Below are 13,106 nucleotides of genomic sequence, written 5' to 3'. Positions count from 1 at the left end.
AATGAAAACGATAAAAAGAGTGGCAGGAACGGAGTTAAGAACTCTGTTCTACTCCCCTATTGCCTGGTTCGTCCTGGTTGTATTCCTGGTGCAGTGCGGCATCGTGTATTTCAACAGCATCGAACAGATCGCTACCCAACAGGAAATGGGAGGTATAAGAATGAGATTCATCACCAATCTCATGAGCCGTGTGTTTGTTGGAAGAGGCGGCCTCTTCAGCAGCATCATGCAGAACTTGTATTTGTTCATTCCTCTCCTCACGATGGGGTTAATCAGTCGAGAAACTTCTTCCGGTACTATCCGTCTTTTGTATTCCTCTCCCATCAGTGTAAGGGATATCATCCTCGGGAAATATTTCGCCATGATGCTCTACAGCCTGATGATGGTGGCCATCGTAGCGATCTTTGTGATACTGGGCATGTTCCATGTGCAGGATGTAGACAAAGGCATGCTGATGACCAGCCTTGTAGGTTTCTATTTATTGCTCTGCGCCTATTCCGCTATCGGATTATTTATGAGCTGTCTCACCACTTACCAGATCGTGGCGGCCGTTTGCACTTTCGTGATGATCGGCATACTAGGTTATATCGGATCGGTATGGCAGAATATCGAATTCGTTCGTGATATCACGTATTTCCTTTCCATCTCCGGGCGTACTGAAAAAATGCTGCGCGGACTATTGACCACCAAAGACGTGATCTACTTCATCGTGATCATTTACATCTTCGTTGGACTGAGCATCCTCAAGATCAGGTCTGGCATGGAATCCAAGCCTGCACTGGTAAAAGCAGGAAGATACCTGGGTGTTGTGGCTATCGGCCTCTTCATTGGGTACATCAGCTCTCTTCCTTCCCTGATCGGATACTATGATGCCACCAGCATCAAGAGCAATACTGTTCGTCCGAACGTTCAAAAGATCATCGAAGACCTTGGTGAAGAACCGCTGGAAGTTACGGTGTACAACAATCTCCTGGGGTCAGCTGCGCAGATGGGACAGGAAGGTTTTCACAATGTGCTGCTCAGCACCTGGGAACATTATCAGCGATTCAAGAAAGGACATAATATAAAAATCAACAGGACCATCACCTATTACGACAGTACCCTGGACAATCAATACATGATGTCTGGTTACGAAGGGAAGAGCATCAAAGAGATTGCGGAGCAGCAGGCAAAAGTGCAGGGACTGAAGATGAAGAATATCAAAACTCCGGAAGAGATCAGAAAGCTGATCGACCTGAGGCCCGAGCTGAACCGTTTCGTGATGCAATTGAAGTACAAGGACAGGACCACTTTCCTCCGCATCTATGATGACCAGATGGTATGGCCAAGTGAAACGGAAGTGGCTGCCGCATTCAAACGCCTGCAAATGGCAAAGCTGCCCAAAGTGGCCTTCCTTACCGGTAATATGGAAAGAAGCATCCTCAGAAAATCCGACAGGGAATATATGAAGATGGCCAGTTCAAAACCTTTCCGCAATTCATTGCTCAACCAGGGTTTTGATGTGGACACGCTTACACTCGAAACACAGGAAGTGCCCGCGGATGTAGCCATCCTGGTGATCGCAGATCCCAAACAGGATTTTACGGAAGCAACGCTCGCACACCTGAAACAATTTCTCAACAAAGGCGGTAACCTTCTCATTACTGCCGAGCCGGTTAAAGATTCTCCGCTACAACCTCTCCTGAAAGAAATGGGTGTGGAATTGTTGAATGGACAAATAGTGCAGGAAGACAAAGATTATGCGCCCAACCAGGTGCGGCCTGACCTCACTCCTTTCGCCGCCACGCTATCCAAGTACCTCGATCGGATGCTGAAAGATACCCTGGCTGCAAAAGTGAGCATGACCGGAGTTTCAGCACTTCGTTACACCAATACAGGGAATTTTGATATTCATCCTTTATTGATGAGCGATCCGAAATTCTCCTGGAACCGGGTGAAAGAACTGGACCCGGAAACGATGACCAGCGCTTACGGTGGCGCAATGATGATGGACATGGGAGGATTTGGAGGTCCCGATGAGGAAGAACCTGTGAAAACAGCTCCAGGTAAAGTAGCGCCCGCAAAACCTAAAGCTCCCAAACCTGCAAACAAAACGTCCAATCAGTTTGCTTCTCCAGCTGCAGCCGCAATTAGTGCTGGACCACGTGACAGAAGGCGTGGCATTTCCGGCACCATCACCTTTGATCCGCAGGATGGCGATGTGAAGGGGCCACTTCCCACCGCCCTCAGCCTGAGCCGTAAAGTGAATGGAAAAGAACAACGCATTGTAATCACCGGAGATGCCGATTTCCTGAAAAACGGGAACTTCTCAACTTCCAACTTCGTGTTCGGTAATACGCTGTTCAGCTTTCTCGCTTATGGCGAATTCCCGATCGATACCTGGCGCCCGGAAAGAAATGATAAAAGAGTGAACGTGAGCACCGACCAGGTGAGCGCGCTCAAACTCACTTTCCTCTGGGGATTGCCTGCTGCGCTGATCGCCTTTGCCGCTATCCTTCTCATCCGCAGAAAAAGGAAATAAAAGACAACCATGTTATTTACCACAGATAAACAAACGCTCGACGACCTGAATGTTTTCGGGAAACACGGAAGCGATTCTCTGTTCAATATCTTCAACCGTTGCGCCACAAGAGGTGGCGCAGCGGTACTCGAAGAAATGTTCCGCTACCCGCTTTCCGATCATGCAACTATCAACCGGAGGAGCGCCATCATCAGCTATTTTGCCGGAGCAGAAAAAAATTTCCCCTTTCCATCTTCCCATTTCGATGCCATCGAGCCGTATATGGCTAACCGTGATGAACGCACCAAACTCACACAGGAAAACAATACCATCGGCAGAAAGATGAGCAATATGGTTGCGCCGGATAATACCACGCAAATGATCATGAAAGGCGTAGCCGCTGTTGCAGACCTGATGCAGGGTGCCCGCATTTTCCTGCTGGAATTGGCGATACCTGACCATCACCCCTATGCGCAGGAAAGGGATTCCATTTTTTCTATTTTGAATTCGCCTGTATTTGAAACTGTATTCAACCTGAAAGGGAAGCCCGGCTTTGCTCAGACCGCTGAACTGGATATCCTTTTCCGGTTCCGCTACCGTGAAGAGATCCGGCAATTCCTGCAACGCCTGTACCAGCTCGATCTCTATATGAGTATCGCCAGGGTGGCCGGGGAAAGGAATTTCGCTTTCGCGAAAGCCCTGCCTGGCAATACACTCAGCGTTCAACTGGATCGCGTATTCCATCCCGGGGTTCCGAAAGCTGTACCCAACAGCATCCGCATTCATCCCGATGGGAATCTGATCTTTCTAACCGGGGCCAATATGGCCGGCAAATCTACTTTCATGAAATCATTGAGCATCGCCATGTTCCTGGCCCATATGGGATTTCCCGTACCGGCCGCCAGCATGGAATTCTCCGTAATGGATGGCATCTACACCACTATCAACCTGCCGGACAACCTGGGTATGGGCGCCAGTCATTTCTATGCAGAAGTGTTGCGTGTAAAGAAGATGGCGGCGGAACTTTCCCAGGGCAAAAAACTGTTCATTGTTTTCGATGAATTGTTCCGTGGCACCAACGTGAAAGACGCTTACGAAGCCACAATCGCCATCACCAAAGGATTTGCCACCAGGCATAACAGCCTGTTCGTGATCTCCACCCATATCATCGAAGCAGGCGATGTACTCAGGGCAGACACACCGAATGTCCGTTTCATTTACCTGCCCACCCGCATGAACGGTAACACTCCCGTATATACCTATACGCTGGAGGAAGGCATCACGGACGACAGGCATGGCATGATCATCATCAACAATGAAGGCATTCTCGATATCCTCGAAGCAGGCATTCAACAAACACAACCAGCATGAGCTTCATAACCGACAAACAAACTTTGGAAGACCTGGGATTGCTGGGCAAATTCAAACAACATTCTGTTTTCAGCATTTTCAACAAAGTGAAAACAGCAGGCGGAGAAAGACTGCTCACGGAAATGTTCCACCAGCCTCTTACCGACGCCACTGCCATCAACGAAAGGAGCAGCCTTTTCCGTTATTTCCAGGATGCCGGCCTGCATTTCCCTTTCGATACTGCGGGCTTCAACCACGTTGAAAATTATATGAGCAGTGTGATCAACGGGAATGGGATCACCAACCTGGCTGCAGTAGCACGCAAAAAATTTGCCGGCGCTTTCCTGCACGACAAACAATACGAACAACTGCAACAGAACCTGCGTGCCACCATCGCCGTACTGGTTGCGCTGCGGGAGCTCGTGAATAAACTGGATATTCCCATGACTGCACAGGCACGGCAGTTATTGTCCGGTAAAAAAATGCAATGGCTGGATGCAGCCAATGGATCAACTCTCTCCATTTTGAATACTGCACGCTATGATTCGCTTCTTCGTAATTCGTTGCGTCAGGAAATGGAATGGCTGCTGGAAACCATCTATCAACTGGACGTATACATTGCCGTTAGTTCCGTTTCCCGGGAACGGGGCTTTTATTATGCTACTGCGTTGCCAGCATCAGCAAATGTCTTCGGCAGTACGGCGCTGCGGCATCCCGGTTTGCCCAACGCTGTGCCCAATGCCATCCGCCTGGACGGCTCCACCAACCTGCTCTTTCTCACCGGCGCCAATATGGCCGGGAAGTCGACACTCATGAAGAGCTTCGGTATTGCCCTGTACCTGGGACATATGGGTTTTCCTGTAGCGGCCGCCAACATGCGATTTTCTATCCGCGACGGGCTGTATACCAGCATCAATGTTCCCGACAACCTCAATATGGGATACAGTCATTTTTATGCAGAGGTATTGCGCGTAAAGAATGTGGCGCAGGAAGTGAGCAGCCGGAAGAATATGGTGGTGATCTTCGATGAACTGTTCAAGGGCACCAATGTAAAAGATGCTTACGATGCCACCCTGGCCTGCACTGTAGCTTTTTCCCGTTACCGCAACAGTGCATTCATCATCTCCACCCATATCATAGAAGTGGGCGAAGCATTGAAGCCTTACAACAATATACAGTTCGGTTATATGCCCACCGTTATGAAAGGGAATCTGCCCACTTATCCCTATACGCTTACCAATGGTATAACCAGCGACAGACAGGGTATGCTGATCATCGAAAATGAAAAAATCCTGGAGGCGCTTTATAACTGAGAAGAAAAGTGAAAAAATAGATGGTGCCGGAAGCGGGATGAGGTACTGCATTAATCCGTAACTTGTAAAGATAAAATGCAGCCAGATGAACTACCACTGCATCCAGCCGCCACAAAGCCTGCAATCATTTGTAAGGTGTTTCTGGATCTTCGAAAGCAATTTCGAAGCACAACCCTATGCCTATCGTTCCATGGCCGATGGTTGCGCAGAACTCATCTTTCATTATAAAGGAATGTTCCGGGAACCAGACCTTGCAGGCAGTAATTTCTATTCGGGCCTGCAGGCCCCTACCCAACAATACAAACGCTACATTACGCAGGAGCAATTCGGCATCTTTGGCGCTTATCTTTATCCATTTGCCATCCCATTTCTTTTTGATCTGTCTGCTTCCAGCATTGCCAATGAAATGCCTGACCTTCCAACTTTACTGGGGCCGGCAGGGAAAGCGCTGGAAGAAAGAATGATCACTGCACAGAACAATGAGGCAAGACTGAACATCCTCACAAAGTTCCTGGAGAAGAAATTGCCGGACAGGTTTGAAGAGAACCCTGCAACTTTCTGCGCTATCCGCCATGTGATAGATACAGGTCCGCAGGTTTCCATTCCTGCCTTATCGGAAAAGTTCTGCATGACCGAGCGCACACTTCAAAGAAAGTTCAGGGAATATGCAGGGCTCAGTCCCAAACTGCTCTCGCGCATTTCCCGTTTCAAAGTTTCACTGAATGATTACGGCAACCGTAATAAACTTTTGACGGAAATAGCGCATGAATGCGGCTATTACGACCAATCGCATTTCATCACAGATTTCAAGGCATTCTCGGGTTATCACCCCAAAGCATATTTTCATGGTCAACCAGAAGGCGCCGAATGGAGGGATGCCTGATTGTCGGAATTCTACAATTTTGAAAGCGCCTGCTTTTCTAATTTTGATAAAAATAGAATTATGGACAAAGTTTTCATTCCACAGGGTTATCAGCGCGTAATGCCTTATGTCATCGTGAAAGGGGCAGATGATTTCCTCCGGTTCATGAAGGATGTGTTCGGCGCCACCGAAAAGATGATGCACAGGCGGGAATCCGGTGAAGTGATGCATGCTGAAGTATTCATCGGGGACAGTGTGATCATGTTTGCCAATTCCGCCGATCAATGGCAACCCATGACGGCAGGATTGTATATCCATGTTGCAGATGTGGACGCCACTTACAAACTGGCCCTGCAGCACGGAGCCACCAGCGTGAATGAGATTGCTGACCAGGGTTATGGCCGCAGTGGTGGCGTGCTGGATCCTTTCGGCAATACCTGGTGGATCACAACCACTACTCCCCAATAATTATTTCAATGTAACGGAAGTACTCTCAAATGCTATATCAGGACAAGCAGAACAAATACAATATCGCTCAGTCTTTAAAGCGTTCATTATGATTCAGGAACTGTTCATTCTCCGGTGGGGTCAGTGATAGTGTATCACCCATTTTCAACAGGTCCTGCAAACTGAAAGGCTGCCTGGCGAGCGCCTTTTGCAGTCCCTCTGCAGTATACACCGCACAGAAGGGTTGATAGAAACCGTTCTCATGATATGCATAGAATTCATTATCGCAGGAAACATATTCACGGATGGTAGTGTATACGGTATCACATTGCAGGCTGGTCATATCACAGGCCAATAACAGGATATCCTGATCTGGCAAACGATGATGAGCGCTCATCAGTCCTTTCAGCGGACCTTCGAAAGCATTATTATCGGGAATGAACTGAGCGGAATTGATCCAGGGAGTATACAAAGGGATTTGCTCCTCTCGTACTGAATAGTATACATCGAGGTTGAGCAGGATGGCTTTGGAAGCGGCCTGAACCGCCCAAATCGAATTCCCGGTGGGGATAGAACCCTTGTCCCTGCCCATTCTGGAACTGAATCCTCCACACAATACAACAGCAGCAAGACGGTTTTCCACTTTCACTGTTTTTTATCGCTGTGTCCCAGGTCTTTTTCCGGAGCTATCACATCGCGAAGCATTTGCTTGAGTTCTTTGATCTCGGCAAATCCTCCGTTCTCTTTCCGGTCGAACACAATTTCATCGTTCAAAAAAATGGTGAATCGTCCTCCCGTTTCAGATGGCCTGAGGGTCACTGCACCGATCAGGCCGTCGAAAGTGATGAGGAATTCCTGCGCCATCCAGGCAGCACGAAGCAGCCACTGGCATTTTGGGCAATATTCAATCGTAAGTACTGGTAACATCTTAATTATTTATTGGCATCGAATTCATAAATATGCTTAGCCAGATCGCCTGTTTGTTAGGGATATGCGCTCCAAACTCCAGGCATACCACTTCTTTTCCCGCAGCATTGTTCCTGGTTTCGCCAATGAATAATACTACTGCACCAGCGTGCGGATGATGAGCTCCCGCAAACAGGACGGCAATATCCACCGGCTTATCCGTAAGATAACTAAACATATCCATGATTTTAACCTCCGCTGCCCCGGGTTTTGATATTCAACCCAACCCCGGTTACCCGCGCGCTGACAAGCATTGCAGAGAAAGTAAGATAAAAAAATAATCCTGAAAAAATGAAAACAGGGGGGGGTAACAAAATCAAACTGCCGTTGATATAACAAGGTATAGCCAGTTGACACCCTCACATTATTCAATGCAACGGGACATGGCGACAAGCGCCACTTCATGTGGGCGACTTTGGGCGAACAAGCAATAGGCAAGAAAGCCTCCTGAATTGATTTCAGAAGGCTTTCTTTTTTCACTTGATGCCATTTTTGTTACTCTGTCACCGGCACCAGCCTGATATGATCGATCATGGCCTGGTTCACAGTTTCATTCATATTTTCATTTGCTTCCAGATAACGGATGCTCAACTGGTGTTTGCCTGCATCCAGGTATACTTTGATCCCATTTGTGTACCCCCAGTTGGACCACTCTTCTTTACCGCGCTGCGGGAACACCCATACTCCGGTATTGGTATCATCCACCATCACAGTACGGATGGCGCATTTATTTTCAGTGTTTGTAGGACCATTGCCATTCGCATACCGGCTTTCGATAAAATACCATCCGGCTTTCTTCACATCAACCGGAATATTCAATATAGTATTCGCTGTTGTACTCAATTCCACAAATCCAGAACCTGTGAATCCCTTGTAAGAATAAGATGCGGGCGCAACAAGGGTTTCCGCTTCATACACAAGTTGGTCCTGTTTTCTTACCACAAACAATGGTTCACTGGCAAACGAAGGAATTCCTTTTTTATCGATCGCCAATACCTGGTATTCTGCGGGCTTTGAGATATCGATAGTAACCTGCGGCACCGTTGTATTCCTGTACAGTTTTCCATTTTTCACAACCCTGTACTGCGCAGCTCCACTGATGGGCTTCCAGCTCAGCAGGTTTTTCTGAAGAACCGTTTCAGGAGTTGGCAGACTGCTATAACTGTTGGTCTTATTGATCGCCTGTGCCGGTACTGGTATTGAGGCAAGCACAATGCTGATGCTATGTGTTCCCGAAATATCGGCTGGTAATTCCGGTTGGTTTAGCTCTTTTCCATCCAGCATGAAAGACTTAACCTGGTTGCCTTCTCCTTCCAATGTTATATTCAATACAGCATTGCGGTATTTGAAATTGGTCATTGTCCTTTTCCCTTTCCAGGCAGCAGGAACAAAGGGCTTGAATTGCAGTCCATCTTCTTTGAACCGAATTCCAAAGAACACTTTGTGCACAATACTGATATTACCGGAAAGGCTCCACAACATATTGCTGGAATTGATCTGTGTACCGGTATAATCGCCATTCTGAGCAACAAAATTCTCTTTGTTCGTAAGGAAGAGCGCAGCCTGCCTGTAAATAGAACTGATACTTTCCATCACCTGCTTTTCATTGCCGGCTTTAGCTGCGGCCCACATCCAGTATGATTGCACGAAAGGCCAAACGGCATTGTTGTGATACGGCGGAATGCCGGGGATATCAGGCCAGATACAGGGTGCGCCGAAAGCAGTCACAGGCATGCGCGAAACAATTGACTGCTGCTGCTTTTCATCAGCAATACCAAATAACACGCACAATGCTTCGCCCAAAGTTTCAGCACGGCCCGATACTGTTTTATACTTTCTGCCGTAGAGGTATTGTCCATAGTATTGTTGTTCCGGCAGCCAGAGATATTTATTGATGCCAGCTTTGATCTGTGCAGCAATGGCTGTATGCTTTTTAGCAACGGCAGGCTGTTGCAGCAGGACCGCCATTTTAGACAACACCTGGTTGGCTTCATAATGCACAGCATTGGTGCCGAGATTTTCTGATTCAAAAATATCAGCGGGCTGCATCCAGCGCGGATAAGTTTGTTCCCTCCAGTCCAGGAAGGATGATTCTCCGCGCACCATGCCTGTTGACTGATCGTACACATTCCGGAGATCGTCTTCGATGGAATTTTTGACGACCTCGTAAGCCTCGGCCAGCCAGGCTTTGTCGCCGGTAGCCTTGTAGATCTCCCAGGCAGCGATAGCCCAAACCATCCTGTCTGTACTCACCGGCCAGGCGCCGCCCGTACCTGTATCCTGGATTATCTTTTTCTTTTTGTTCACTTTTTTCATCAGGCTGTACTTCGCCACCTGTGGCTGGAGATAAGCCATACTGAGTATAATACTGTAACTGATATCGCGTGTCCATACGCCTGCCCATTCCTTGCCGGTACGGAAAGTGCTGTCGGGCTCCACAGCTTTGATCATTTCTTCCAGGCTCAGGTTGTAAATGGCATCAGCAATGGGGTAGCCCGACTGGTATTGAGGAAATGCGCTGATATCCTTACTCAGTTTCCATTGAGCATCTGTCTGGTTCGATTTTTCCGGTGCGTTCATCGATAGTATTGTTTCATAAATACCATCGCCATCTTCATCTTTCAACTGCAGTTCCGGATGGTGCACCAGGTTATCGAAATCCCAGATCAGCGGCGCAGCGCTTCCCGCCACGTACACGCCTTTAAAATCTTCTTTGTAGATCTTATCACCTTTGAAAGTTTCAAAATAACCTTTACTGTTAAAAGACTCCAGCACTTCACGCATATCAAGCCGCAACTTCAGCCGGGTATTTGGAGCGAGGTATTGTTCTTTCACACCGGCTACAGGCTTCAATTGCTTTCCAAATTGTATCAATGGCGTTTCAGCATGGCCATCCTTTGCAACAATATTGAAAGCATGGTCCCTGCCGGACAGCATTTCATTATCCTTCCCATTGATGCTGAACTTGAATGAGATCAGGGAAGATTTGAAAAGATTGGCGGGGCTTTGATAATCCGAATTCATTTCATGGGCAGATAATGCCTTCGCCGTATATTTTCCCTGCACGATCCTGTCTGGGTACACCTGGTACGCGGGACTGGACCAAACAGGTTTTGTTGCATCCTGTGCATGACTGACCGCAGCAAACCCCAGCATTGCTGTGAATAGCCACTTTCCCTTACTGTTCATGTAACTGGTTTAAAGTAGATTTAATGTTTACTCAGTTCAATCGTATGTTCTTTTCCGTTATCAGGTATAGTGATGCTGCAAATACCTTTCGCTGCATCCCAGGATACGCCTGTTGTAAGCGGTTTCTTATCCACCAGGATTTTTCCGGGTTTCTGAGACAAGTAAAACACGAATACCTGCTTACGTTTAAGCGATGGCTGAAAGCCACTACTGTTACGGGCCGACACATTCAGCGTGTATGATTTTTCATTTGTACGGCATTCGAATACTGTTTTGCAGAATTTGTTATCGAGATAATCCTGGGATTCCCCATCATCTTCATACAATTCAAATGAAACCGGATTGGTATGTTCTGCCGGGTACACATGCAGGTAGAGGGGATAATTTTTCTTTTCACCGATATATTGCATCACCGGCATCATGGGTATGATAGAGCCTTTTCTCACCAATACCGGCACCACGCTGAGCGGCGCTTTGTAGGTGATGGTCTGACCGCCATCGTACACTTTTTTCCCATCATTGAAATCAACCCATTCACCATCAGGTAACCAGATCCTCCTGCTTACTGCGCCTTTCTTAACAACCGGCGCCACCAGTATTTCCTTTCCGAACATGAACTGATCATCTGCTGAGGCCGCAGGTTCTTCCTCAGGAAATTCCAGCATCATGGCGCGCATGATGGGCATGCCTTTATCGTGCGCCTGACGCGCATAAGAATAGATATAGGGGAATAAACGATATTTCATTTCGATGGCATTGCGGCAGTTCTTCTCCGCCTCTGCTCCGAAGAGCCAGGGTTCAACAGCATTATCACCTTCATGATGCGCGCGGCTGAGCGGATTGAATACGCCAAACTGCATCCATCTTGTATAGAGTTCCGCCATTGCAGGATAGTCTTTGATATCACCACAATAACCCGAGATATCGCAGGACCAGAAAGGGATCAACCCCATACCTGCTGAAACGCCCACTGCCACTTGATTTGCGAGCCTGCTCCAACCTTCGGTCACATTCTCTCCATTGCCTGCATCACCTGACCAGCCGAATGTGTAGCGTTGCAGTCCGGCATAGGCAGCACGCGTCATTTGGAAAACGCGCTTGCCGGGATTATGTTTCTCGAATTGTTCTTTTACCACTTTATCCCAGGTCAGACCGTACACATTATGGATCTCGCCGTGCATGCCGGCATGATGTTTCATGAACAACCTGTCGGTAGCATCTTCATTGCTCCAGGCAGGTTCTCCCATGTCTGTCCAGAATCCGCGAACGCCGTCACTGATGGGCTTCTGCTGATATATTCCCCACCAGTCGGCAACTTCAGGTTTGGTGAAGTCCACCACACCGCAATTCCCGCCCCAGGGCCAGGGCATATCGTAAGACTTTCCGGTACGCAGATCTGTAGCGAAATATCCTTTTTCATCGGCTTCCTTCCATTGCTCCGCCGTTTTCTGTGAGATCACCGGGTCCTGAGACACGATCATCTTGAAACCCAGTGAATCCAGGTATTGCAGCATTCCGCGGGGATTGTAATAACGGTCGGGCGCCCATTTGAAATTCTGCAATCCTTCCGTCCAGCCAATATCCTGGTAAATGATATCGCAGGGGATTTTTCTTTTGCGGAATTCAGCCGCCACGCTGCGCGCCAGCTTCTCGTTAGTGTAGAGGCCACGGCATTGGGAAAACCCGAATGCCCAGTAGGGCGGCATGATGGGCTTGCCTGTCAACTGAGTATATTGCTCGATTATCTGCGCATAATCATTGCCGTGAATAAAATAATAGATCAGCTCTCCTCCATTGGAGCCAAAGCTGAAATACTCAGTGGAAGTTGCGCCAAAATCGAATTTAGATTTCCAGGTATTGTCGAAGAAGATCCCGTATTTGTAATTACTGAAAAAGAATGGAATGCTTTTGTAGAGCGGATCTTCCAGTGGACCGTAACAGGGCTTATCGCTGTTCCACATGGTATAGGTACGGCCGCGCCGGTTCACCGGTCCTGATTTTTCCCCCAATCCGAAGAACTGTTCATCATTACGCAATTGTTTGAAAGCGGATACATTCAAGCTGTCCTGCACATGTCCTTTCTCGTTATAATCACTCAGCAGTAATTTCTGCCACTTATCAAACACCTGTAGTCTGAAAGGGGATTTATTCACTCGGATACGCAGGCGACTGGTGAAGATCTCATAGGCCTGCGGCTCATCGTTCACATTTACAGGACCGGACTGTTCCAGTTCTTCATTGATCACGGCAAATGATTCATTGTTCCTTTTGAACTGTCCATCGGCGGCGTACCAGATCTTCAGCACAGAGGGGCTGCAGATCTTTACAGACACTTTCGCATTATGCTCTCCATTGAATACAACCGTATTGCCGTTTACGGTATAGCTATTACAATTGCCTGGCGTCTGCGCCTGCATTGTATTTAGCAACAGCATCAAAACAAAGCAACTGATTATACTTTTCTTCATTTCCATTTTCA

The 13,106-nt window shown here is 47.8% G+C and carries 10 protein-coding genes; 5 read left to right on the top strand and 5 right to left on the bottom strand.

The features are described from left to right. The first annotated feature begins 1 nt into the window (after position 1). From D9Y29_RS08310 to D9Y29_RS08290, 5 genes are all read left to right on the top strand, one after another. Positions 2-2,521, top strand: coding sequence for a Gldg family protein (locus D9Y29_RS08310; RefSeq protein ID WP_127126937.1), 2,520 nt, complete (start codon positions 2-4; stop codon positions 2,519-2,521). A 9-nt stretch (positions 2,522-2,530) separates the two neighbouring features. After that, a complete protein-coding gene (locus tag D9Y29_RS08305; protein WP_127126935.1) occupies positions 2,531-3,871 on the top strand; it encodes a MutS-related protein in 1,341 nt (446 codons plus the stop codon). Then, positions 3,868-5,163 carry a MutS-related protein gene (locus tag D9Y29_RS08300; protein ID WP_127126933.1) on the top strand — a complete coding sequence of 432 codons (1,296 nt, stop codon included), beginning with the start codon at positions 3,868-3,870 and terminating at the stop codon, positions 5,161-5,163. Before D9Y29_RS08305 ends, D9Y29_RS08300 begins: the two co-directional genes overlap by 4 nt. 85 nt (positions 5,164-5,248) lie before the next feature. After that, a complete protein-coding gene (locus D9Y29_RS08295; RefSeq protein WP_127126931.1) occupies positions 5,249-6,046 on the top strand; it encodes a helix-turn-helix transcriptional regulator in 798 nt (265 codons plus the stop codon). A gap of 60 nt (positions 6,047-6,106) precedes the next feature. After that, a complete protein-coding gene (locus D9Y29_RS08290) occupies positions 6,107-6,493 on the top strand; it encodes a VOC family protein (protein WP_127126929.1) in 387 nt (128 codons plus the stop codon). Between the two features lie 67 nt (positions 6,494-6,560). Here D9Y29_RS08290 and mobA read toward each other — a convergent pair whose 3' ends face one another. The 5 genes from mobA to D9Y29_RS08265 all read right to left on the bottom strand — a co-directional run bounded on the left by mobA (position 6,561) and on the right by D9Y29_RS08265 (position 13,095). Next, positions 6,561-7,115, bottom strand: coding sequence for a molybdenum cofactor guanylyltransferase (gene mobA, locus D9Y29_RS08285; RefSeq protein ID WP_127126927.1), 555 nt, complete (start codon positions 7,113-7,115; stop codon positions 6,561-6,563). Between the two features lie 2 nt (positions 7,116-7,117). Continuing rightward, the gene (locus D9Y29_RS08280) at positions 7,118-7,399 is read right to left on the bottom strand and encodes an Rdx family protein (RefSeq protein ID WP_127126925.1); all 282 of its coding nucleotides are present in this window, start codon (positions 7,397-7,399) and stop codon (positions 7,118-7,120) included. A 1-nt stretch (position 7,400) separates the two neighbouring features. Next, positions 7,401-7,616, bottom strand: coding sequence for a molybdenum cofactor biosynthesis protein MoaE (locus tag D9Y29_RS08275; RefSeq protein WP_164735314.1), 216 nt, complete (start codon positions 7,614-7,616; stop codon positions 7,401-7,403). Positions 7,617-7,933: 317 nt separating this feature from the next. After that, positions 7,934-10,627: an alpha-L-rhamnosidase-related protein gene (locus D9Y29_RS08270; protein ID WP_206513741.1), complete on the bottom strand. Its 2,694-nt coding sequence runs from the start codon at positions 10,625-10,627 to the stop codon at positions 7,934-7,936. A gap of 20 nt (positions 10,628-10,647) precedes the next feature. Beyond that, positions 10,648-13,095 (bottom strand): glycoside hydrolase family 31 protein, encoded by a 2,448-nt coding sequence (locus tag D9Y29_RS08265; protein ID WP_127126921.1) that lies wholly within the window; start codon positions 13,093-13,095, stop codon positions 10,648-10,650. Positions 13,096-13,106: the final 11 nt, after the last annotated feature.

The sequence above is a fragment of the Pseudoflavitalea rhizosphaerae genome (assembly GCF_003991355.1).
GTDB lineage: Bacteria > Bacteroidota > Bacteroidia > Chitinophagales > Chitinophagaceae > Pseudobacter > Pseudobacter rhizosphaerae.
Note: the sequence above shows the minus strand (reverse complement) of the source record. Positions and strands in the feature narration are given on the sequence as shown.

Excerpts from the sequence above, each read along its gene's own strand:
- D9Y29_RS08310 (WP_127126937.1), top strand. The coding sequence starts at position 2 with ATGAAAACGATAAAAAGAGTGGCAGGAACGGAGTTAAGAACTCTGTTC.
- D9Y29_RS08305 (WP_127126935.1), top strand. The coding sequence starts at position 2,531 with ATGTTATTTACCACAGATAAACAAACGCTCGACGACCTGAATGTTTTC.
- D9Y29_RS08300 (WP_127126933.1), top strand. The coding sequence starts at position 3,868 with ATGAGCTTCATAACCGACAAACAAACTTTGGAAGACCTGGGATTGCTG.
- D9Y29_RS08295 (WP_127126931.1), top strand. The coding sequence starts at position 5,249 with ATGAACTACCACTGCATCCAGCCGCCACAAAGCCTGCAATCATTTGTA.
- D9Y29_RS08290 (WP_127126929.1), top strand. The coding sequence starts at position 6,107 with ATGGACAAAGTTTTCATTCCACAGGGTTATCAGCGCGTAATGCCTTAT.
- D9Y29_RS08280 (WP_127126925.1), bottom strand. The coding sequence starts at position 7,399 with ATGTTACCAGTACTTACGATTGAATATTGCCCAAAATGCCAGTGGCTG.
- D9Y29_RS08275 (WP_164735314.1), bottom strand. The coding sequence starts at position 7,616 with ATGTTTAGTTATCTTACGGATAAGCCGGTGGATATTGCCGTCCTGTTT.
- D9Y29_RS08270 (WP_206513741.1), bottom strand. The coding sequence starts at position 10,627 with ATGAACAGTAAGGGAAAGTGGCTATTCACAGCAATGCTGGGGTTTGCT.
- D9Y29_RS08265 (WP_127126921.1), bottom strand. The coding sequence starts at position 13,095 with ATGAAGAAAAGTATAATCAGTTGCTTTGTTTTGATGCTGTTGCTAAAT.